Genomic DNA, 19176 nt, shown 5'->3' on the forward strand with positions numbered 1-19176 from the left:
AGGAGGTCACGGTGACACATGGCAGCAAGAATGAAAGAACGTTTCCAGAGCGAAATCACTCCTGCTCTGATGCAGAAGTTCAACTACAAATCGGTGATGCAAGTCCCGAGAATCGAGAAAGTCGTCATCAACATGGGCGTAGGCGAAGCGACCCAGAACTCCAAAGTGCTGGACGCAGCCGCCGAAGACATGCAGAAGATCGCCGGCCAGAAACCGGTCATCACGCGGGCGAAGAAATCGATCGCGGGCTTCCGGCTTCGGGAAAACCTGCCGATCGGCGTGAAAGTGACGCTGCGCGGCGACCGGATGTACTACTTCCTCGACAAGCTGTTCAACATCTCGCTTCCCCGCGTGCGCGACTTCCGCGGCGTATCGAGCAAATCGTTCGACGGACGCGGCAACTACACGCTGGGCTTGAAAGAGCAGCTCATTTTCCCGGAAATCGAGTACGACAAGATCGATAAAATCCGCGGGATGGACATCGTCATCGTTACGACGGCCAAATCGGACGAAGAAGCTCGCGAGCTCCTCACCCAATTGGGCATGCCGTTCACGAAGTGATCGCCCTGGTCGTCGACTTCGTCGACTGCACGGGCATGCATCCCGCCATCCAAACCTTGGAGGTGTGAAAGCAAGTGGCAAAAACGTCGATGAAAATCAAGCAGCAGCGCACGCCGAAGTTCGCCGTCCGCGCTTACACGCGCTGCGAACGCTGCGGCCGTCCGCACTCCGTATACCGCAAGTTCAAAATTTGCCGGATTTGTTTCCGCGAATTGGCATACAAAGGCCAGATTCCTGGCGTCAAAAAAGCGAGCTGGTAATCAGCCTAGTTCGGGAAGGAGGTTTACCCCATGGTTATGTCTGATCCCATTGCAGATATGCTGACGCGGATTCGCAACGCGAACCTCGTGCGTCATGAGTCGGTAGAACTGCCTGCTTCGGGCGTGAAGAAGGAGATCGCCGAGATCCTCAAGCGCGAAGGCTTCATCCGCGACGCAGAATACGTCGAAGACAACAAGCAAGGGCTGATCCGTATTTTCCTGAAATACGGACCGAACAACGAGCGCGTCATAACCGGGCTGAAGCGTATCAGCAAACCGGGCCTGCGCGTCTATACGAAAGCCAACGAAGTACCGCGCGTGCTGGGCGGCCTCGGCATCGCGATCATTTCCACATCCCAAGGCATCGTGACCGACAAGGAAGCGCGCCAAAGCAAACACGGCGGCGAAGTGCTCGCTTACGTTTGGTAATCCCACCCGCACACGATTGGAGGTGTACCCATGTCCCGTATCGGACGCAAACCGATCCAGGTGCCTAACGGCGTGAACGTGAACCTGGATAACAACGTCATCACCGTCAAAGGGCCGAAAGGCACGCTGACGCGCGAATTGCATAAAGACATGAAGGTTACGGTAGACGGCGCCGTCATCACCGTCGAACGTCCTTCCGAGAACAAGCTTCACCGTTCGCTGCACGGCACGACCCGCAGCGTCGTCGCCAACATGGTCAGCGGCGTAACGGAAGGCTACGCCAAGAGCCTCGAGCTCGTGGGCGTCGGCTACCGTGCCAGCAAGTCCGGCGAGAAGCTGGTCCTGAACGTCGGTTATTCGCATCCTGTCGAGTTCACCCCGGAGAAGGGCATCGAATTCGAAGTACCGGCGCAAAACCGCATCATCGTCAAGGGCATCGACAAGGAAGTCGTCGGCGAAACCGCCGCGAAAGTCCGCGCCGTCCGCCCGCCCGAGCCGTATAAAGGCAAAGGCATCAAGTACGAAGGCGAGCGCATCCTCCGCAAAGAGGGCAAAGCCGGCAAGAAGAAGTAATTCAGGTAGTTGCGGGTGGCGAAGAGCTGCCTAGATGCAACGCCGAGAAGGGAGTTTACCTCGGATGATTACCAAAGGCGACAAGAACAAAGCACGCCTGAAGCGCCACCTCCGCGTGCGCAAGAAAATCACCGGCACGCAGGAGCGTCCGCGCCTGTCCGTGTTCCGTTCCTCGAAGCATATTTATGCTCAGTTGATCGACGACGTCAGCGGCACCACGCTGGCCAGCGCGTCTACGGTCGACAAGGAACTGGCCGGTCAAGTCGAGAACGGCGGCAACGTCGAAGCGGCACGCAAAGTCGGCGAGCTGATCGCGCAACGCGCGAAAGCCAAAGGCTACGAGAACGTCGTGTTCGACCGCGGCGGCTATCTGTACCACGGAAGAATCCAAGCGCTGGCTGACGCTGCGCGCGAAGCCGGGCTTCAATTTTAATCACATCAATCAACAAGGAGGGTTAACGACTTGCGTGTAGATCCGAATTCTTTGGAACTGACGGAAAAAATGGTCCAAATTAATCGCGTCGCGAAAGTCGTCAAAGGCGGACGCCGCTTCAGCTTCAGCGCGCTCGTCGTCGTTGGCGACGGCAAGGGTTGGGTCGGCGCGGGCATCGGCAAAGCCGGCGAAGTGCCGGACGCGATCCGCAAAGGCGTCGAAGACGCGAAGAAAAATCTCGTATACGTTCCGCTGGTCGGCACGACCATTCCCCATGCCGTTACGGGGCACTTCGGCGCCGGCAAAGTGCTGCTGAAGCCTGCATCGGAAGGTACGGGCGTGATCGCGGGCGGTCCGGTCCGCGCGGTGCTCGAACTGGCCGGCGTCGGCGACATTTTGACGAAATCGCTGGGCTCCTCCAACTCCATTAACATGGTTAATGCGACGCTGGAAGGTCTGTCCCGCCTGAAACGCGCTGAAGACGTAGCCAAGCTCCGCGGCAAATCCGTCGAAGAGCTTTTGGGTTAAGGAGGGGTGTAACATGGCGAAACTGCAAATCACCCTGAAGCGCAGCTTGATCGGCCGTCCGGAAAACCAGCGCAAGACGGTTCAATCCCTCGGCCTGCGCAAGACGAATTCCACCGTCGTGAAGGAAGACAATGCGGCCATCCGCGGCATGATCAACACCGTCAGCCACCTGGTTGAGGTTAAAGAAGTTTAATCCGTAACATCCGATCGACATAACTCTCAAGGAGGTGCGACGTACGATGAAACTGCATGAGCTCCAGCCTGCGGAAGGTTCCAAGTTCACGCGCAAGCGCGTGGGCCGCGGCACCGGCAGCGGTCTCGGCAAGACGTCCGGTCGCGGTCACAAAGGTCAGAATGCCCGTTCCGGCGGCGGTGTGCGCCCCGGTTTCGAGGGTGGTCAGAACCCGCTGTACCGCCGGCTGCCGAAGCGCGGCTTCAACAACGACCGTTTTGCAACGGAATACGCGATCGTTAATCTGGAACAACTGAACGGATTCGCTGAAGGAACGGAAGTGACGCCCGAGCTGCTGCTGTCCGAAGGGATCCTCAAGAACCCGAAAGACGGCATCAAAATCCTCGGGAACGGCGACCTGACCGTAAAGCTGACCGTGAAAGCCCATAAGTTTTCACAATCCGCTGCTGAGAAAATCCAGGCCGCCGGCGGTAAAACCGAGGTGATCTAATGCTCAGGACCGTCCAGAACATTTGGAAAGTCGAGGATCTTCGCAAGCGGATCCTTTTCACGCTTTTCATCTTGTTGATTTACCGGATCGGCTCGTTCGTGCCGGTCCCGAACATCAACAAGGACGCTCTCGAAGCGGCGAATCAGCAAGGCAGCGATCTGTTCGGCCTTCTGAACACGTTCTCCGGCGGCGCCCTGTTCCATTTCTCCATCTTCGCGCTCGGGATCATGCCGTACATTACGGCGTCGATCATCGTGCAGCTGCTCTCGATGGACGTCATCCCGAAGTTCACCGAGTGGCAAAAAGAAGGGGAAAACGGCAGGCGCAAGCTGGCGCAGGTCACGCGTTACGGCACGGTTATCCTTGGTCTGGTCCAAGCGTTCGCGACGACGATCGGCTTTAACCGGATTTACAATCAAGAGATGATCATCGACGCCAACGCGGCGACGATCACGATGATCACCATCGTGCTTACCGCGGGTACGGCTTTCCTGATGTGGCTCGGCGAGCAGATCAACGAGAAAGGCATCGGCAACGGGATCTCGATCCTGATGTTCGCGGCCATCGTGTCCCGGATTCCGCAGTACGCGCGGGATATTTACCAGAGCGAGTTCATTAACTCGGATCAGGTATTCCTGAGCATCGTGAAGCTCGTCGTGATTCTGATCGTGATCATTCTGATCATCGCCGGAGTCATCTACGTGCAGCAAGGCGTTCGCAAAATCCCCGTGCAGTACGCCAAGCGGGTCGTCGGACAGAAAATGTACGGCGGACAAACGACGCATATCCCCCTCAAGGTGAATGCGGCGGGCGTCATCCCGGTCATTTTCGCTTCGTCGCTGCTCATGTTCCCGATTACGATCGCGAACATCTGGGGGTCGTCTCATGACTGGGCGAAATGGATCAGCAGCAACTTGAACTACGATAAACCGCTCGGCATGGTCTTCTACGTCCTGCTGATTATCGGGTTTACGTTCTTCTACACGTTCGTGCAGTTCAATCCGCAGCAAATGGCGGACAACATGAAGAAGAACGGCGGCTACATTCCGGGCATCCGGCCGGGCAAGCCGACCCAAGGCTACCTGATGAAACTGCTGACCCGGATCACGCTGGCGGGCGCGATTTTCCTCGCCTTGATCTCGGTACTTCCGGTCGTATTCGCGGCGGCGGCTAATCTGCCCCGTTCCGTATCGCTCGGCGGCACCTCGCTCCTCATCGTCATCGGCGTCGCGCTGGAGACGATGAAGCAGATCGAAAGCCAGCTGATCAAACGGCATTACAAAGGTTTCATCAATAAATGAGCATTTTCCGGATGAACGGGGGAGCACGGCAATGAACATCCTGTTTATGGGGCCTCCTGGCGCCGGTAAAGGCACGCAGGCAGAACGGATCGTCGAACGGTTCGGCGTTCCGCACATCTCCACGGGAGACGCGTTCCGTCTGGCGATGAAGCAAGGCACTCCGCTCGGGCTCAAGGCGAAGGAGTACGTCGATCAAGGCCTGCTCGTTCCGGACGAAGTGACCAACGGGATCGTGCGGGATCGGCTGGCCGAGCCGGATTGCGGCAAAGGATTTCTTCTGGACGGGTTTCCCCGGACGCTCGCGCAAGCGCAAGCGCTGGACGAAATGCTGGCGGAGATGGGGCGCAAGATCGATCACGTCATTAACCTCAAGGTGGATCGCGGGTTGCTGCTCGCCCGCCTGACGGGACGGAGGATCTGCAAATCGTGCGGCTCCACCTATCATGTCGTGTTCAATCCGCCGAAGCAGGAAGGCGTCTGCGACAAATGCGGCGGCGAACTGTACCAGCGCTCGGACGACACCGAGGAGAAAGTGGGTACGCGTCTTGACGAGTATACGAGCAAGACGGCGCCGCTTCTCGCCTACTACGGTGACAAAGGTATGCTGCGCGAGGTAGACGGGGAGAAGGACATTGACGAGGTCACGGCCGAGATCGGTGCCCTTCTTAGCGGTGAGGGTTTGCTCCGCAAACCCCCGATTACAGGGTAAACCGGCCATGATCGTATGCAAGTCCGACTCGGAACTGAGCTTGATGCGCGAGGCCGGCCGTATCGTCGCGGAAACTCACCGCCTGATGAAACAGGCGATCGAGCCGGGCATTACGACCGCGGAATTGGACCGGATGGCGGATACGTTCATCCGGAGCCAAGGCGCCGTTCCGTCTTTCAAAGGCTACAACGGATTTCCTTCCAGCATTTGCGCTTCCGTCAACGACGAGCTCGTTCACGGGTTTCCCGGACCTCGGAAGCTGAATGAGGGCGATATCGTCAGCATCGACATTGGCGCCAAGTACCGAGGCTACCATGGCGATTCCGCCTGGACCTACGGCGTCGGCACCGTAACCGATGAGGTGCAGCGGCTTCTGGACGTAACGGAAGCATCGCTCTACGCGGGACTCGAGCTGATCCGTCCGGACGTCAGGCTGTTCACCGTCTCGCACGCCATCCAGAAGGTGATCGAAGAGGCCGGTTTCTCGGTTGTACGCGAATATGTCGGGCACGGCATCGGCGCCGAACTGCACGAGGAACCGCAGATTCCGAACTACGGACTCCCGGATCGCGGCCCTAGGCTGAAACCGGGCATGGTTCTGGCGATCGAGCCGATGGTCATCATGGGAGAACGGTACGTGAAGACTCTCTCGGACAATTGGACAGTCGTGACGGTGGACGGCACATGGTGCGCCCACTTCGAGCACACCGTCGCCGTTACCGAAGACGGGTATGAAATTTTCACCCGATCTTGAATGCCAGGTGAAATCGCCATGAAGGAATCGTACTCGCTCAAACCCGGCGACATCGTAAGAAGCTTGCGCGGCAAGGACGAAGACCAGCTGTTCGTGGTCTTGTCGCTCCCTGACGAGCGATCCGCGCTCGTGGCCGACGGCGACAAACGCCGTTTCGACCGGCCCAAGCGCAAAAACGTGCTTCATCTCGTGTCGACCGGAGCGCACAGCGAGGAAGTCGCGAACAGCCTCCGCGACACCGGACGCGTGACCAACGCGAAGCTCCGGTTCGCGATCGGGCGTGCCATTCGGGATGCTGAAGAGAAAGGAGAATGACGTTGGCCAAAGAGGACGTCATCGAAGTAGAGGGAACGGTCATCGAACCGCTTCCGAACGCGATGTTCAAGGTGGAGCTTGAGAACGGTCACCAGATTTTGGCGCATGTCTCCGGCAAGCTGCGGATGCACTTCATCCGGATCCTGACGGGAGACAAAGTCGTGATCCAACTGTCGCCTTATGATCTGACGCGGGGTCGTATCACCTACCGCAAATAAGAGTTGCAGTTCAAGGAGGTAGAGAATCATGAAGGTGAGACCTTCGGTCAAGCCGATTTGCGAAAAATGCAAAGTCATTCGCCGCAAAGGCAACGTGATGGTGATCTGCGAAAATCCGAAGCACAAACAAAAACAAGGCTAAGAGGAGGTGCATCTGACACATGGCACGTATTGCTGGTGTTGACATTCCCCGCGACAAACGCGTGGAAATCGCGCTGACGTACATTTTCGGGATCGGCAAAACAACCTCCCAGAAAATTCTCGCCAATGCTGAAGTCAATCCGAACACCCGCGTTCGGGATTTGACGGAAGACGAGCTCGGCCGCATTCGCGACGCGATCGACGGAACGGTCAAGGTGGAAGGCGACCTGCGCCGCGACATCGCGCTGAACATCAAGCGCCTGACCGAGATCGGCTGCTATCGCGGAATCCGCCATCGCCGCGGACTTCCGGTTCGGGGACAACGCACGAAGACGAACGCGCGTACGCGCAAAGGCCCGCGCCGTACGGTAGCGAACAAGAAGAAGTAATAAGGGGGGAATCAACTGAATGGCACCTAAAGGGAAGAAAGTCGTCCGCACCAAGCGCCGCGACCGGAAGAATATCGATTCGGGCGTCGCGCACATCCGTTCGACGTTCAACAACACGATCGTCACGATCACGGACCCGCACGGCAACGCCGTTTCCTGGGCAAGCTCCGGCAACCTGGGCTTCAAGGGCTCCCGCAAATCCACTCCTTTCGCCGCGCAGATGGCCGCCGAGTCCGCAGCCCGCGCCGCGATGGAGCATGGCATGCGCACCGTTGAAGTCATGGTCAAAGGTCCGGGCGCCGGCCGCGAAGCCGCGATCCGTTCGCTCCAAGCCGCAGGGCTTGAAGTCAGCATGATCAAAGACGTTACGCCGGTTCCTCACAACGGCTGCCGTCCTCCGAAACGCCGCCGCGTATAAGGCGCGCCGTACTGTGCCGGCCGAACGCGCCAGCCAATCGGCGCGCTGCTGGCCGCACGGAATGTGGTATCAAACAAAAACAACTTGTGAATAATGGTTGTAATGGTTAGGCATACTACATGGTTTACCCAGAGGGGAGAGTTTGCTCCGCAAACTCCCGATGTAAAGGTAAACACACGGCAACGTCAGCGTCGCAACGCGGGGAGAGTTTGCGCCGCAAGCTCCCGATTAGACGTTCGAAGGAGGTTTGGCTTGTGATCGTAATGGAGAAGCCGAAAATCGAGACGGTGGAGATTCAGGAAGACAAACGGTACGGCCGTTTTGTCGTAGAGCCGCTGGAGCGCGGTTACGGCATGACGCTGGGGAACTCCCTCCGCCGCATCCTGCTGTCGTCCCTGCCGGGCGCGGCCGTCGTATCCGTACAGATCGACGGCGTGCTGCACGAGTTCTCCACGATTCCCGGAGTGATGGAGGATGTAACGGAAATCATCCTCAACCTGAAGCGCTTGTCGCTGAAGATCCATTCCGACGAAGAGAAGATTCTCGAGATCGACGCGGAAGGCGAAGGCGTCGTGACGGGCGGAGACATCCGCGCCGACAGCGACGTCGAAATCCTGAATCCGGATTTGCACATCGCGACTTTGGCCTCCGGAGCCCGTCTTCACATGCGGCTCTACGCGAAGCAAGGCCGGGGATGGGTTCCCGCGGACCGCAACAAGAAGGAAGACCAGCCGATCGGCGTCATTCCGATCGATTCGATTTACACGCCGATTACCCGCGTGAACTACCAGGTGGAGAACACGCGCGTCGGCCAAGTCACGAACTACGACAAGCTTACGCTGGAGGTTTGGACGGACGGAAGCATCCGGCCGGAAGAAGCCGTCAGCCTGGGCGCCAAAATCCTCACGGATCACCTGTCGCTGTTCGTGGGCTTGACGGACGAGGCGAAAGACACCGAAACGATGAAGGAAAAGGAAGAGGACAAGAAAGAGAAAGTGCTCGAGATGACCATCGAAGAGCTCGATCTTTCGGTCCGATCCTATAACTGTCTGAAACGTGCCGGCATCAACACCGTGCAAGAGCTGATCACGAAAACCGAAGAGGACATGATGAAGGTCCGCAACCTGGGCCGCAAGTCCTTGGAGGAAGTGCAGGAGAAGCTCGAAGAGCTCGGTCTGGGGCTGCGCATGGAAGAATAATACCGTGACGACCGAGCATGGCCGCTTAAGCGCGGCGCATGATCGGACCGCACGGCAGGGGAGGGAATACGAATGGCATACCAGAAATTGAGTCGCGACTCCAGCTCGCGGAAGGCTCTTTTCCGTGACCTGGTGACCGACTTGTTCCTCTATGAGCGGATCCAAACGACCGAAGCGAAAGCCAAGGAAGTTCGCTCGATCGCGGAGAAGCTGATTTCTCTCGCCAAGCGCGGCGATCTGCATGCCCGTCGTCAAGCGGCAGCGTTCGTACGCCGGGAGACTTTGAACGGAGAGCAAGACGCCATCCAGAAATTGTTCAGCGATCTGGCGAGCCGCTACGCGGAACGTCAAGGCGGATATACCCGCATCCTGAAGCTGGGGCCCCGCCGCGGCGACTCCGCTCCGATGGTATATCTGGAACTCGTGGACCGCGCGTAAGACACGGGGCAAAGAAGGATGGACCGAATCGTCGATTCGGATCATCCTTTTTTTGTTTGGAAGCGCAGAACGAACGAAGAGTGATTTCAGCGATTGCGGATAGGGATAGCGGATTTTCAAGTGCCGTTAAATGCGTATAGAGGATATTTTTATTCGTTGGAGGGTTCTGCTATGCGCCGCAACATCTGCCTTGTCATCGGATACGACGGAACCGGATATAACGGATACCAGAGCCAGCCCGAGGGCAACACGATCCAGGACAAGCTGGAGGAAGCCCTCGGGATCCTGACCGGCGAACGGATCCGAGTCGCGGGCTCCGGCCGTACCGATGCCGGCGTGCACGCCAGGCGCATGTGCGTCAATTTCCATACGGAATCGAAAATCCCGATCGAACGCTGGGCGATCGCGCTCAATACGCGCCTGCCGAACGATATCGTCGTCCATTCGGCGAGGGAAGTCCCGGAGCGGTTCCACGCCCGCCACGACGCGGTGCGCAAGACGTACCGCTATACGATCAACTGCCGCAAATTTCCGGATCCGTTCCGGAGAATGTACGAATTCCATCATCCGTTGCCGCTCGATATCGAAGCGATGCGCGGAGGATTGAAGCACCTGGTGGGCGAGCACGACTTCTCTTCATTCACGAACCCGCACTCCACGCTGCCGCATCATGTACGGACTTTGTACGATGCCAAGCTCGTAGCCGACGAAACGGCGGACGAAATCCCGACTTTGTTGGAAGAGGCCGACCTCGTCCGATATCCCGGCAGGTCGAGAGGCGTGTTTCACTTGTATTTGACGGGCAATGGCTTTCTGTACAATATGGTCCGCATCATCGCCGGCACGATCCTGCAGGTCGGGGAAGGCAAAATCCCGCCCGAGGAGATCGCCGCCATCCTGGCGGCCAAAGACCGGTCCCGAGCGGGACCGACCGCCGTCCCCCACGCGCTGACGTTATGGGACGTGGAGTATGAAGGTTTTTAAAATTATACTTGCGTGTATGGTCACATTCCTGTAGAATAATTTTTGTGCCTTCTTCATGGCCTCCCACGCCCCGATGAAGGAAGGTCACGTTTTTTAGCGTGTTTCCACGCGATTTCTCCACTGACGAATGAATGTAACCCGCTCGTCCGACCATCCGGACAAGCGGAGACGGAACCTATACACACCGAAACGCTACGATCTCGAAGGAGGATCATCCATGCGCACCACGTACATGGCGAAGCCGAACGAAGTCGATCGCAAATGGCTGCTGATCGACGCCGAAGGCAAAACCCTCGGCCGTTTGGCCAGCGAAGCCGCCGCGCTGATCCGCGGCAAGCATAAACCCGAATTCACTCCGCATATCGACACGGGAGATTTCGTGATCGTCATCAATGCGGACAAAGTCGTGCTCACCGGCAAGAAGCTGCAACAGAAGAAATACTACACGCACTCCCACTACCCGGGCGGCCTGAAGACGACGACTGCAGCCGAAATGCTGAACAAAAAGCCCGCTCGCATGATCGAGCTCGCCGTTTACGGCATGCTTCCGAAAAACAAGCTGGGCCACCAGCTGCAGACGCATCTCAAAGTATACGCAGGCGCGGAACATCCGCATCAAGCCCAACAACCCGAAGTTTACGAACTTCGCGGTTAATAGGAGGACGAACCAATGGCACAATTGCAATATATCGGTACGGGTCGCCGCAAACAATCCGTCGCTCGGGTTCGCCTCGTACCCGGAGAAGGACGTATCGTCATCAACTCTCGCGAAATCGACGAATATTTCGGTCTTGAAACCTTGAAGCTGATCGTGAAACAGCCGCTCGTGCTGACGGATACGGCCGGCAAGTACGACATCCTCGTGCTCGCGCACGGCGGCGGGATCTCCGGCCAAGCCGGCGCCATCCGCCACGGCATTTCCCGCGCGCTGCTCAAAGCCGATCCGGAACTGCGTCCGGCGCTCAAGAAAGCCGGTTTCCTGACGCGCGATCCGCGCATGAAGGAACGGAAAAAATACGGCCTCAAAGCGGCCCGCCGCGCACCTCAGTTCTCGAAACGTTAATTCGCGCAATTCCATCGAATGCCTCTTCAGCCAACGCGGCTGGGGAGGCATTCTTTTCGTTGCCGGAATAGGATGGTAAGGTCGGTTCCCCGGGGCTGCTGCCGGTAAAAACTTTATTTCAAATTGGATTGAAGAACGGAAGAAGAACGAGTATAATGGGACTTAATTCAGATGAACTTACTAGGAATTAAATCATGGAGGGTTACGGCACATGAACTTCTTTGAGAAAGAAGCGCTGATTCGCCAGAAAGCCGAAGAGTTCGAGAACGCGTCTCCGGAAACGGTCATCCGTTGGGCGGTGGAGACGTTCCCGAACATCACGTTCGCTTGCAGCTTCGGGGCGGAGGATGTCGTCCTCGTCGACATGCTGCAGAAAATCAGCCCGAAGACGGACATTTTCTATCTGGACACCGATTTTCACTTCAAGGAAACGTACGAAACCCGCGATCGGATGGCCGAGAGATACGGTATCGAGTTCGTGCAGGTGAAGCCGGAACTCACCCCGGAAGAGCAAGCCGAGAAGCATGGCGACGAGCTCTGGAAGCGGGATCCGAACGCTTGCTGCAACATCCGCAAGGTAGAGCCGCTGACCCGCATTCTGGGCCAATACGAGGCTTGGATTACGGGTATTCGCCGCGATCAGGCTCCGACGCGCGCCAACGCGAAGAAGGTGGAATACGACACGAAGTTCGGCCTCGTGAAGTTCAACCCGATCGCGGCTTGGACGTCGGACGACGTATGGAATTACATCCGCGAGAACAATCTGATCTACAACCCCCTTCACGATCGGAATTATCCGAGCATCGGCTGCGAATACTGCACGCGTCCGGTCATGCCGGGAGAAGATCCGCGCGCGGGACGCTGGTCCGGCACCGACAAGACGGAATGCGGTCTGCACAAATAAACCGGGTCATTCGCCTATCAAATCGTTGAAAGGGAGTCTGCATACGCAATGAGCGCCATTCAACCGCACGGCGGAACGTTGATCAACCGTTTGGCCGAAGGCAAGGAACGCGAGGAGCTGCTGGCGAAGGCCGCCGGATTGGTCTCCATTCCCGTGAACGCATGGACGGTCTCGGATTTGGACCTGATCGGCGTGGGGGCTTTCAGCCCGCTCACCGGATTCATGAACGAGGACGACTATCTCTCCGTCGTGAACACGATGCGCCTGAAGAACGGCCTCGTCTGGAGCATTCCGATCACGCTGGCGGTCACCGCCGATCAAGCCGCATCGCTCTCCGTCGGCAGGCAGGCCGCCCTCGTCGGGGAGAAAGACGGCGTCGTGTACGCCATTCTCGACGTGGAGAGCATCTATAAAGTCGACAAGAAGCATGAAGCGGTCCAGGTATTCAAGACCGACGAAACGGAGCATCCCGGCGTCGCCAAGCTGTACGACCGGCCGGACATCTACGTCGGCGGACCGATCCGCGTGCTGAACCGTCCGAAGCCGGAGAAGTTCACGGAATTTTATTTCGATCCGGCGGAGACGAGAAAGATTTTCGCGGAGAAAGGCTGGCGCACCGTGGTCGGCTTCCAGACCCGCAACCCGGTGCATCGGGCGCACGAATACATCCAGAAGTCGGCGATGGAAATCGTCGACGGACTGTTCCTCAACCCGCTCGTCGGGGAAACGAAGTCGGATGACGTGCCGGCGAACGTCCGGATGAAGAGCTACTTGGTGCTGCTCGAAAATTATTATCCGAAAGACCGCGTGTTCCTGGGCGTGTTCCCGGCGGCCATGCGGTATGCCGGGCCCCGCGAAGCGATCTTCCACGCCATGGTCCGCAAAAATTACGGCTGCACGCACTTCATCGTCGGCCGCGACCATGCCGGCGTCGGCGATTACTACGGTACTTACGAAGCGCAGGATCTGCTTCGTTCGTTCCCGCCGGAGGATCTCGGCATCACGCCGCTGTACTTCGAGCATAGCTTCTTCTGCACGAAATGCGGCAACATGGCCTCCAGCAAGACGTGCCCGCACGGAAAAGAGGACCATCTGACGCTGTCCGGCACCAAGGTGCGCGCGCTGCTGCGCGACGGCGTCTGCCCGCCGCCGGAATTCTCGCGGCCGGAAGTCGCGAAAGTGCTGATCGAAGGCATGGCCGAAGCCAGCAAGTCCTATAGCATATAACCCTCATAAACATCCGCCTTGTCCCATAGAATGTAGGGAATTCGATTCCCGGGACGGGGTGGATGTTTTTGCTTACGCGAAACGGTCGCGGTAGATGGAGACGGCTCGATATCCGGCGCAGATTCGTGGTTTGGCTGTCGCGGAAAGGATGGCTCCGCCTGGCTCTGACGGCGTGCCTCGTCGCGCTTACGGCGTTCGTATTCTCGGCGGAGATCCCTTCCTCCAAAACATGGACGTATTGGTCGCTTCCGCTCTCCGGCAAGATGATCGCCCTAGACGCGGGGCACGGGGGAGCGGACGGGGGCGCGGTGAGCCGGGAAGGGACGATCGAAAAGGATCTCAACTTGGCCATCGTGCTCTATCTGCGGGATTATTTGCAGCAGGCGGGGGCGCTCGTCACCTTGACGAGGGAAGGAGATTACGATCTAGCGGACCAAGGGACGAAAGGGTATTCCCGGCGCAAGACGCAGGATTTGCTGGAGCGGGAGGCGCGCGTGAAGGGAAAGAAGGCGGACCTGGCGATCAGCGTGCACATGAACAGCATTCCGTCGCCCAAGTGGTCCGGCGCCCAAACGTTCTTCTACTCGAAGAACCCGGAAGGGAAACGGCTGGCCGGGGATATCCAGCGGGAGATGGTGACGGTGCTGGAGAATACCGACCGGGTGGCGAAGTCGAACGATACCGTTTATTTGCTCAAGTCGCTCGACATTCCTACGGCGTTGGTCGAGGTCGGTTTTCTGTCGCATCCGGAGGAAGCCCGGCTGCTGGCGGACGAAGCGTATCAGAAAAAAGTGGCGGCGGCGATCTACCGGGGCATCCTCCGCTACGCCTCCGGAAAGAGCGACGAGCCCTAGGCTGTGATATAATGGGGGACAGTGAACACGAACAGTGGAGGGTAAGCGGCAATGGCGAACAGAGATACGGTCCTGGAGGCGCTCGGCGGCGTGCTCGAGCCGACATTGGGCAAAACGCTCGCGGAGCTAGGGTTAATCCGGGACATCGTCGTGCGGGAGGCATCGGTTTCGCTTACGGCGGCGCTGCATCCGGACAGCATGGAGCAGACGGGCCGCCTGGAGCGGGAGATGGCGGCGGCATTATCGGAAATCGGGGTGAAAGAGCCGCATTTCCGATTCCGGACGATGACGGACCATGAGACCGCCGAGATCGCGAAGAAGCTCCAGCAGCCGGCGACCGCCGCGGAGGAACGTCCTCCGGCGCAAGCGGCGCCCATTAAAGGCCATGGAGCCGGCTTGGAAGCGAATTCGCTGCTCCATCCGGACAGCGGGGTGGAATTCATCGCGATCGCCAGCGGCAAAGGCGGCGTCGGGAAGTCGACGGTCACGGTCAATTTGGCCGCGGCGCTGGCCCGCAGAGGGAAAAAGGTCGGCTTGATCGACGCCGACATCTACGGCTTCAGCGTCCCCGACATGATGGGGATCGAGGATCGGCCGGAGCAGGTCGGCGATAAAATCGTTCCGGTGGAACGTTACGGCGTCAAAGTCATTTCGATGGGCTTCTTCGTTCAGGACAACAGTCCGATCGTATGGCGCGGGCCGATGCTGGGCAAAATGCTGCGGAACTTCTTCGCGGAGATCGAGTGGGGCGAATTGGACTACCTGCTGCTCGATTTGCCTCCGGGTACCGGCGACGTCGCGCTGGACGTGCACCAGATGATTCCGCAGAGCAAGGAAATCATCGTGACGACGCCGCATGCGACGGCCGCGTTCGTGGCGGCGCGGGCCGGCGCGATGGCGATCAAGACGAACCATGAAATCCTCGGCGTCGTGGAAAACATGGCGTATTACGAGTGCAGCGGCTGCGGGAAGCGGGACTACGTGTTCGGACGCGGAGGCGGCGGCAAGCTGGCGGAGACGCTCCATACGGATTTGCTGGCCCAGTTCCCCCTCGGCGCGCCCGACAACCATCCGTCCGAGCCGGACTTCTCCCCGTCGGTGTACAAAGCCGACACAGCGACAGGACAAGCTTATCTGGCGCTCGCCGATGAAGTCATCCGGCGCTGCGGGAAATAAAAACAAGGCTGACCGCGGGTCCGAACCGGACCGGGTCAGCCTTTTCTATAGGAACGGCACCTGTATCAGCCTCCGCCTTGACCGCCGCCTTCGCTGCCGCCTTCTCCTCCGCCTTGCCCTCCCGCGGATCCTCCGCTTTTTTGCTGGCCGCCTTGTCCTTGCTGTTGCTGCTGCTGCGGTTTCGGCGTCAGTTCTTCCTTCACCGCCGCCTGGAGCATTTTCATCAGTTCCAGCTTGAACAGCGGATTCTGGATCGCCTCGGTAACGCCGGCCATCATCTGCTTGCGGAATTCGGGCGTCTTCATGGAGTCCGTCAGCACGCGTTGGGCTTCGGGAACTTTCAGCATCTCGATGAGGTCTTTCTGGTAATCCGGGTCCTTCATCAAGTCTTTATGGATTTGTTTGTTGTCTTTGCTGACCGCTTTGGCGAACTCCCCGGCGAATTTCGGATCCCGCATGATGGTTTCCAGCACGCGGCTATAGTCGGGCGACGTCAGGACGTCTTTGACCGCCAGCTTCACCTGCTCGTGATCCTGAGGGGTCATCGATTTCGCGAACAGCGTCGTGCCTTCGGTGCCGGCGGCCGAGGCCGTCGAGGCTTTCAGAATCGCTTTCTGCGCATCCTCCGAGCCGAGGATGTCGATGACCATCGATTTCATTTCCTTATAGCTCATCATCTGGCTGCCGCTGTCCGATTCCTGTCCGCAGGACGCCAGCAAGACCGCCAGGACGGCAACGGCTCCGGCCCGCGATAAATTACGAATCATACCCGAGCTCTCCCTTCGGATGGGGTCCTGCGGGTAGTATGCGTAGGCCCATAGGGGTTTATAAATGGCGTTCATGGCTTTTTGTCCGTATCGTGGTAAAATGGGAGAGGAAATGAAGCGGGAACCCGCGGCGGACCGCAAGATGGAGGAATTGCCCCTTGACACTTCGCAAATGGATGAAATTGTTCGCCACGACCATTCTGATCGGTGGAGCGGTCGGGCTCCTCATCGGCGTTTGCATGATGGCGAGCGATGCGGAATATCACGACCTGAAAGCCGACCAATGGCTGTACAATATGTTCAACATGGCGGTAGCGGGCTTGTCGTTCGGCGCGTTTGCCCACATGGGCTTTTTTGCTTATATGATGCTCAATTACATCGCCCGCAGCATTTTCAAGCGGCCCCAAATGTGGGTGGCGCTGCAAGGATTTTTAGCCTTATTCATCCTGGTTGAAATCGCGTATTGGACTTATGGCACGAATTTTCCGTCCGCCGTTTACTGGGCCGTGCCGTTGCTGTTGACCGCCGCATCCTTGCTGGTGGCATGGCGGAAAGTGAGGGAGACGAACCCCGGCTCCTGGGTGCCCACGATGTTCTTCATGATCGCGGTCACGACGCTCGAGGCGATTCCGGCTTTCCGTACCGGGAAGCTGTTCTCCCTCGTCTTGGAGCTCGTCCCCTTGTTCGTGTGCAACGCCTATCAGATTTTAAGGCTCCATCGGATCCTGGAGACCCGCAGGCCGGAGCAGACAGCCGTCAAGGCGGGCTGATCCGAGTTAGGCCAGCATGTTCCATGCGGAACGGTCTTCGACCGTTTTGCTTTTCGTATCCGCTTGCCCGAGCAGCTGACCGACCGTGACGAAATCGTAGCCTTGGGAGCGCAGTTGGTCGATGATAATGGGAAGCGCCTCGTGCGTCTGTTTGCAGGAGTCGCTGGCGTGCAGCAGGATGATATCCCCGGGATGGGCGCTGCCGACGACCCGCTGCACGATCGTGTCGACGCCGGGGTTTTGCCAGTCGAGCGAGTCCGTATCCCATTGGATGACTTTGTAGCCCATATTGTCGGCGACGCGGAGCACGCGTTTGTCGAAGTCTCCGTTCGGCATCCGGATGAGTTTGGGAGCGGTGCCCGTGAGCTCCGTCAGCATGCTGTGGGCCGTGGCGATCTGCTTGCGGATTTCTTCCTCGTCGTACGTGCTGTAGTTGTCATGCTTGTGGCCGTGGCTGCCGATTTCGTAGCCGGCGTCGACCATCCGTTTGACGAGATCGGGATGCGTTTTGCTCCAAGGGGACGAGAGGAAGAAGGTGACGTTCTTGACGTTCTTGTTTTGCAGGACGTCCAGGATCGGCGCGGCGCGCTTGTCTCCCCAGCTGATATCGAAGGTGAGGGCGACGACCTTCCGTTCCGTCGGTACGCTGTACACCGCCGCGGGAGGATGGGGGGCGAAGACGCTCAAGTTGTCTTTCTCCGCCCAAATAACGATCAGCGACATCAAGAAGGCCGCCGTGACGAAGAACGTCCGGCGAATTTTTCGGCCGTTCCAAACGATAAAAAAACTGTCCATGACGGGGATCCGGCTCCTTTCGGGGTGCCCGATGCTGGCTGTCGGGCTTGGCTACTATCACTCTATGGCTTGACCCGCCTACTTATTCTTTGTTCATCGGGGAGGAGATTCATCGTGTTTTCGCGTCAAGCGCTGGCGCTTTCATGGAAAACCGTACGCCCGTATTTCGTTTTTTCGATCATTCTGTTCTTTGCCGCGATGGTCGTCGGAGGAACGCCGAACGGGGCGACCGGCTATATCCTGGATCAAATCAAGAACATACAAGAGCTCGCCCAGCAAGCGCAAAACTCCGATCATCCGCAGACCGCGATGTTCTGGATCATTTTCGAACGCAATCTGACGGCTACCATAACGACGATGTACATGGGCATTGCCGCGGGCATCTTCCCTCTGTTCACCATGGCGATCAACGGGATGGTGCTCGGATTTATGTTCGGAACGCTGGCGGACCGAGGGGAGAACGTGGCCGCCCTGATCGTGAAAGGGATTCTCCCGCACGGCATCCTCGAGCTGCCTGCCTTGTTCCTGGCTTCGGGCTTCGGCCTGCTGCTGGGTGTATCCATGATCAAGGGGCTGTTCGGTTCCCTCTTCGGAAAGACGGATCCGTGGGCCTTATTCATCCGGTCCCTCAAAGGAACCGTACCCGCGCTGATCTTGTTGATCGTATTGCTGTTTCTGGCTGCCGTCATCGAAAGCACGGTTACTTATTCCCTCATGTCATAAACCGGGGCGGATTGGTGCATAACACTAAAACGTGCCGGAAACGGAAGGATTGCCTGGCTTGTCCTCGGCTCTCCGGCATACCGCTCGATTCACGACAGGAGGACACGCGACGGCCATGCTCGGAATGTTGTTCACCGATAAGGAGTGCCGGGAATTGGGGTATATGCTCCGCAAGGAGCTGGATGAGATGCTGCTGGACATCCGGGATCGCCGGCTGGAGGGCCCGGTGAAGGAAGCGATCGCGAGCCGTTATAAGATCATTTTCCGTATGTATGCCCGTATGGCCTCGCCGCGCGAACTGTCGAGATACGCGATCGGCCTCAGGTCCACGCGGTGAATGTTGTTTCGCGATTCGGGGTTGACTTGCCTGCGGCGGATGTGATACATTATCACTCGCCGCTTTTTTGAATGGGCGGCGATCCGGGTGGAACGGCGAAAGCCGCTGGTTGAAGAAAATACCAGTTGCGAATGCCTAGCCCCCTGTGATATATTATAAAAGTCGCCGTTAGCGCGGTGACAATAAAGCGAAGCGGCGGCGAGAGCCGAAGCCGAGCGAAGATTGCT

The 19176-nt window shown here is 58.2% G+C and carries 30 protein-coding genes; 28 read left to right on the forward strand and 2 right to left on the reverse strand.

Translation table 11 applies throughout. The features are described 5' to 3' along the window. Positions 1 to 18: 18 nt before the first annotated feature. From rplE to PTZ19_RS24465, 25 genes are all read left to right on the forward strand, one after another. Positions 19 to 561 (forward strand): 50S ribosomal protein L5, encoded by a 543-nt coding sequence (gene rplE / locus PTZ19_RS24345; protein ID WP_276358256.1) that lies wholly within the window; start codon positions 19 to 21, stop codon positions 559 to 561. 74 nt (positions 562 to 635) lie between these two features. Next, positions 636 to 821, forward strand: a complete 186-nt coding sequence (locus tag PTZ19_RS24350; RefSeq protein ID WP_276358257.1) for a type Z 30S ribosomal protein S14 — start codon at positions 636 to 638, stop codon at positions 819 to 821. 30 nt (positions 822 to 851) lie between these two features. Continuing rightward, on the forward strand, positions 852 to 1250 hold the full coding sequence (gene rpsH, locus PTZ19_RS24355) for a 30S ribosomal protein S8 (protein ID WP_276358258.1): 399 nt from the start codon (positions 852 to 854) through the stop codon (positions 1248 to 1250). A 30-nt stretch (positions 1251 to 1280) separates the two neighbouring features. Then, complete coding sequence (gene rplF, locus PTZ19_RS24360) at positions 1281 to 1823, forward strand: 50S ribosomal protein L6 (protein WP_276358259.1); 543 nt, start codon at positions 1281 to 1283, stop codon at positions 1821 to 1823. A 64-nt stretch (positions 1824 to 1887) separates the two neighbouring features. Beyond that, entirely contained in the window at positions 1888 to 2256 is a 369-nt protein-coding gene (rplR, locus tag PTZ19_RS24365; protein ID WP_276358261.1) for a 50S ribosomal protein L18, read from the forward strand. Between the two features lie 30 nt (positions 2257 to 2286). Further along, positions 2287 to 2784, forward strand: a complete 498-nt coding sequence (gene rpsE / locus PTZ19_RS24370) for a 30S ribosomal protein S5 (RefSeq protein WP_123042115.1) — start codon at positions 2287 to 2289, stop codon at positions 2782 to 2784. Positions 2785 to 2797: 13 nt separating this feature from the next. Next, complete coding sequence (gene rpmD / locus PTZ19_RS24375; RefSeq protein WP_276358263.1) at positions 2798 to 2977, forward strand: 50S ribosomal protein L30; 180 nt, start codon at positions 2798 to 2800, stop codon at positions 2975 to 2977. A gap of 46 nt (positions 2978 to 3023) precedes the next feature. Further along, a complete protein-coding gene (gene rplO / locus PTZ19_RS24380) occupies positions 3024 to 3467 on the forward strand; it encodes a 50S ribosomal protein L15 (RefSeq protein ID WP_276358265.1) in 444 nt (147 codons plus the stop codon). Continuing rightward, a complete protein-coding gene (secY, locus tag PTZ19_RS24385) occupies positions 3467 to 4768 on the forward strand; it encodes a preprotein translocase subunit SecY (protein ID WP_276358266.1) in 1302 nt (433 codons plus the stop codon). The genes rplO and secY overlap by 1 nt, the downstream gene beginning before the upstream one ends. A 31-nt stretch (positions 4769 to 4799) precedes the next feature. Continuing rightward, positions 4800 to 5477: an adenylate kinase gene (locus tag PTZ19_RS24390; RefSeq protein ID WP_276358267.1), complete on the forward strand. Its 678-nt coding sequence runs from the start codon at positions 4800 to 4802 to the stop codon at positions 5475 to 5477. Positions 5478 to 5484: 7 nt separating this feature from the next. After that, the gene (gene map, locus PTZ19_RS24395; RefSeq protein WP_276358268.1) at positions 5485 to 6231 is read left to right on the forward strand and encodes a type I methionyl aminopeptidase; all 747 of its coding nucleotides are present in this window, start codon (positions 5485 to 5487) and stop codon (positions 6229 to 6231) included. 18 nt (positions 6232 to 6249) lie between these two features. Then, complete coding sequence (locus tag PTZ19_RS24400; RefSeq protein WP_276358270.1) at positions 6250 to 6546, forward strand: KOW domain-containing RNA-binding protein; 297 nt, start codon at positions 6250 to 6252, stop codon at positions 6544 to 6546. A gap of 2 nt (positions 6547 to 6548) precedes the next feature. Continuing rightward, positions 6549 to 6764: a translation initiation factor IF-1 gene (gene infA / locus PTZ19_RS24405; protein ID WP_035121186.1), complete on the forward strand. Its 216-nt coding sequence runs from the start codon at positions 6549 to 6551 to the stop codon at positions 6762 to 6764. A 28-nt stretch (positions 6765 to 6792) separates the two neighbouring features. Beyond that, the gene (gene rpmJ, locus PTZ19_RS24410; RefSeq protein ID WP_003333770.1) at positions 6793 to 6906 is read left to right on the forward strand and encodes a 50S ribosomal protein L36; all 114 of its coding nucleotides are present in this window, start codon (positions 6793 to 6795) and stop codon (positions 6904 to 6906) included. 19 nt (positions 6907 to 6925) lie between these two features. Then, positions 6926 to 7294 (forward strand): 30S ribosomal protein S13, encoded by a 369-nt coding sequence (gene rpsM / locus PTZ19_RS24415; protein WP_276358272.1) that lies wholly within the window; start codon positions 6926 to 6928, stop codon positions 7292 to 7294. 19 nt (positions 7295 to 7313) lie between these two features. After that, positions 7314 to 7712 carry a 30S ribosomal protein S11 gene (gene rpsK, locus PTZ19_RS24420; protein ID WP_123042108.1) on the forward strand — a complete coding sequence of 133 codons (399 nt, stop codon included), beginning with the start codon at positions 7314 to 7316 and terminating at the stop codon, positions 7710 to 7712. Positions 7713 to 7966: 254 nt separating this feature from the next. Continuing rightward, complete coding sequence (locus tag PTZ19_RS24425; protein ID WP_276358273.1) at positions 7967 to 8911, forward strand: DNA-directed RNA polymerase subunit alpha; 945 nt, start codon at positions 7967 to 7969, stop codon at positions 8909 to 8911. Positions 8912 to 8983: 72 nt separating this feature from the next. Next, on the forward strand, positions 8984 to 9349 hold the full coding sequence (rplQ, locus tag PTZ19_RS24430) for a 50S ribosomal protein L17 (RefSeq protein ID WP_276358274.1): 366 nt from the start codon (positions 8984 to 8986) through the stop codon (positions 9347 to 9349). A 171-nt stretch (positions 9350 to 9520) separates the two neighbouring features. Then, positions 9521 to 10333, forward strand: a complete 813-nt coding sequence (truA, locus tag PTZ19_RS24435; protein WP_276358276.1) for a tRNA pseudouridine(38-40) synthase TruA — start codon at positions 9521 to 9523, stop codon at positions 10331 to 10333. 217 nt (positions 10334 to 10550) lie between these two features. Further along, entirely contained in the window at positions 10551 to 10988 is a 438-nt protein-coding gene (gene rplM, locus PTZ19_RS24440) for a 50S ribosomal protein L13 (protein WP_276358277.1), read from the forward strand. Between the two features lie 15 nt (positions 10989 to 11003). Next, positions 11004 to 11396 (forward strand): 30S ribosomal protein S9, encoded by a 393-nt coding sequence (rpsI, locus tag PTZ19_RS24445; RefSeq protein ID WP_276358278.1) that lies wholly within the window; start codon positions 11004 to 11006, stop codon positions 11394 to 11396. A gap of 211 nt (positions 11397 to 11607) precedes the next feature. Then, positions 11608 to 12300 carry a phosphoadenylyl-sulfate reductase gene (locus tag PTZ19_RS24450; RefSeq protein ID WP_276358279.1) on the forward strand — a complete coding sequence of 231 codons (693 nt, stop codon included), beginning with the start codon at positions 11608 to 11610 and terminating at the stop codon, positions 12298 to 12300. A gap of 48 nt (positions 12301 to 12348) precedes the next feature. Further along, the gene (sat, locus tag PTZ19_RS24455) at positions 12349 to 13527 is read left to right on the forward strand and encodes a sulfate adenylyltransferase (RefSeq protein ID WP_276358281.1); all 1179 of its coding nucleotides are present in this window, start codon (positions 12349 to 12351) and stop codon (positions 13525 to 13527) included. A gap of 62 nt (positions 13528 to 13589) precedes the next feature. Further along, positions 13590 to 14381: an N-acetylmuramoyl-L-alanine amidase CwlD gene (gene cwlD / locus PTZ19_RS24460; RefSeq protein ID WP_276358282.1), complete on the forward strand. Its 792-nt coding sequence runs from the start codon at positions 13590 to 13592 to the stop codon at positions 14379 to 14381. 51 nt (positions 14382 to 14432) lie between these two features. Further along, positions 14433 to 15557, forward strand: a complete 1125-nt coding sequence (locus tag PTZ19_RS24465; RefSeq protein WP_276358283.1) for a P-loop NTPase — start codon at positions 14433 to 14435, stop codon at positions 15555 to 15557. 65 nt (positions 15558 to 15622) lie between these two features. Here PTZ19_RS24465 and gerD read toward each other — a convergent pair whose 3' ends face one another. Beyond that, a complete protein-coding gene (gene gerD / locus PTZ19_RS24470) occupies positions 15623 to 16324 on the reverse strand; it encodes a spore germination lipoprotein GerD (RefSeq protein ID WP_276358284.1) in 702 nt (233 codons plus the stop codon). 158 nt (positions 16325 to 16482) lie between these two features. Here gerD and PTZ19_RS24475 point away from each other — a divergent pair, with 158 nt between their 5' ends. Continuing rightward, entirely contained in the window at positions 16483 to 17094 is a 612-nt protein-coding gene (locus PTZ19_RS24475) for a KinB-signaling pathway activation protein (protein WP_276358285.1), read from the forward strand. Positions 17095 to 17100: 6 nt separating this feature from the next. Here PTZ19_RS24475 and pdaB read toward each other — a convergent pair whose 3' ends face one another. Continuing rightward, positions 17101 to 17889 (reverse strand): polysaccharide deacetylase family sporulation protein PdaB, encoded by a 789-nt coding sequence (pdaB, locus tag PTZ19_RS24480; protein ID WP_276358287.1) that lies wholly within the window; start codon positions 17887 to 17889, stop codon positions 17101 to 17103. Between the two features lie 114 nt (positions 17890 to 18003). On the opposite strand from pdaB, the gene PTZ19_RS24485 reads away from it, so the two are divergent. Continuing rightward, positions 18004 to 18612, forward strand: a complete 609-nt coding sequence (locus PTZ19_RS24485) for a stage II sporulation protein M (protein ID WP_276358288.1) — start codon at positions 18004 to 18006, stop codon at positions 18610 to 18612. 115 nt (positions 18613 to 18727) lie between these two features. Continuing rightward, positions 18728 to 18949 (forward strand): hypothetical protein, encoded by a 222-nt coding sequence (locus tag PTZ19_RS24490; protein ID WP_276358289.1) that lies wholly within the window; start codon positions 18728 to 18730, stop codon positions 18947 to 18949. Positions 18950 to 19176: the final 227 nt, after the last annotated feature.

It is taken from the genome of Cohnella caldifontis, assembly GCF_029360585.1.
In the GTDB taxonomy this organism is placed as follows: Bacteria; Bacillota; Bacilli; order Paenibacillales; family Paenibacillaceae; genus Cohnella; species Cohnella caldifontis.

Excerpts from the sequence above, each read along its gene's own strand:
- gerD (WP_276358284.1), bottom strand. The coding sequence starts at position 16,324 with ATGATTCGTAATTTATCGCGGGCCGGAGCCGTTGCCGTCCTGGCGGTC.
- rpsK (WP_123042108.1), top strand. The coding sequence starts at position 7,314 with ATGGCACCTAAAGGGAAGAAAGTCGTCCGCACCAAGCGCCGCGACCGG.
- sat (WP_276358281.1), top strand. The coding sequence starts at position 12,349 with ATGAGCGCCATTCAACCGCACGGCGGAACGTTGATCAACCGTTTGGCC.
- rplO (WP_276358265.1), top strand. The coding sequence starts at position 3,024 with ATGAAACTGCATGAGCTCCAGCCTGCGGAAGGTTCCAAGTTCACGCGC.
- PTZ19_RS24450 (WP_276358279.1), top strand. The coding sequence starts at position 11,608 with ATGAACTTCTTTGAGAAAGAAGCGCTGATTCGCCAGAAAGCCGAAGAG.
- rpsI (WP_276358278.1), top strand. The coding sequence starts at position 11,004 with ATGGCACAATTGCAATATATCGGTACGGGTCGCCGCAAACAATCCGTC.
- rpmD (WP_276358263.1), top strand. The coding sequence starts at position 2,798 with ATGGCGAAACTGCAAATCACCCTGAAGCGCAGCTTGATCGGCCGTCCG.
- rpmJ (WP_003333770.1), top strand. The coding sequence starts at position 6,793 with ATGAAGGTGAGACCTTCGGTCAAGCCGATTTGCGAAAAATGCAAAGTC.
- map (WP_276358268.1), top strand. The coding sequence starts at position 5,485 with ATGATCGTATGCAAGTCCGACTCGGAACTGAGCTTGATGCGCGAGGCC.
- rpsH (WP_276358258.1), top strand. The coding sequence starts at position 852 with ATGGTTATGTCTGATCCCATTGCAGATATGCTGACGCGGATTCGCAAC.
- rplF (WP_276358259.1), top strand. The coding sequence starts at position 1,281 with ATGTCCCGTATCGGACGCAAACCGATCCAGGTGCCTAACGGCGTGAAC.
- truA (WP_276358276.1), top strand. The coding sequence starts at position 9,521 with ATGCGCCGCAACATCTGCCTTGTCATCGGATACGACGGAACCGGATAT.
- rplM (WP_276358277.1), top strand. The coding sequence starts at position 10,551 with ATGCGCACCACGTACATGGCGAAGCCGAACGAAGTCGATCGCAAATGG.
- PTZ19_RS24390 (WP_276358267.1), top strand. The coding sequence starts at position 4,800 with ATGAACATCCTGTTTATGGGGCCTCCTGGCGCCGGTAAAGGCACGCAG.
- PTZ19_RS24400 (WP_276358270.1), top strand. The coding sequence starts at position 6,250 with ATGAAGGAATCGTACTCGCTCAAACCCGGCGACATCGTAAGAAGCTTG.
- PTZ19_RS24490 (WP_276358289.1), top strand. The coding sequence starts at position 18,728 with ATGCTCGGAATGTTGTTCACCGATAAGGAGTGCCGGGAATTGGGGTAT.
- rplE (WP_276358256.1), top strand. The coding sequence starts at position 19 with ATGGCAGCAAGAATGAAAGAACGTTTCCAGAGCGAAATCACTCCTGCT.
- secY (WP_276358266.1), top strand. The coding sequence starts at position 3,467 with ATGCTCAGGACCGTCCAGAACATTTGGAAAGTCGAGGATCTTCGCAAG.
- rpsM (WP_276358272.1), top strand. The coding sequence starts at position 6,926 with ATGGCACGTATTGCTGGTGTTGACATTCCCCGCGACAAACGCGTGGAA.
- PTZ19_RS24465 (WP_276358283.1), top strand. The coding sequence starts at position 14,433 with ATGGCGAACAGAGATACGGTCCTGGAGGCGCTCGGCGGCGTGCTCGAG.
- rplQ (WP_276358274.1), top strand. The coding sequence starts at position 8,984 with ATGGCATACCAGAAATTGAGTCGCGACTCCAGCTCGCGGAAGGCTCTT.
- cwlD (WP_276358282.1), top strand. The coding sequence starts at position 13,590 with ATGTTTTTGCTTACGCGAAACGGTCGCGGTAGATGGAGACGGCTCGAT.
- pdaB (WP_276358287.1), bottom strand. The coding sequence starts at position 17,889 with ATGGACAGTTTTTTTATCGTTTGGAACGGCCGAAAAATTCGCCGGACG.
- rplR (WP_276358261.1), top strand. The coding sequence starts at position 1,888 with ATGATTACCAAAGGCGACAAGAACAAAGCACGCCTGAAGCGCCACCTC.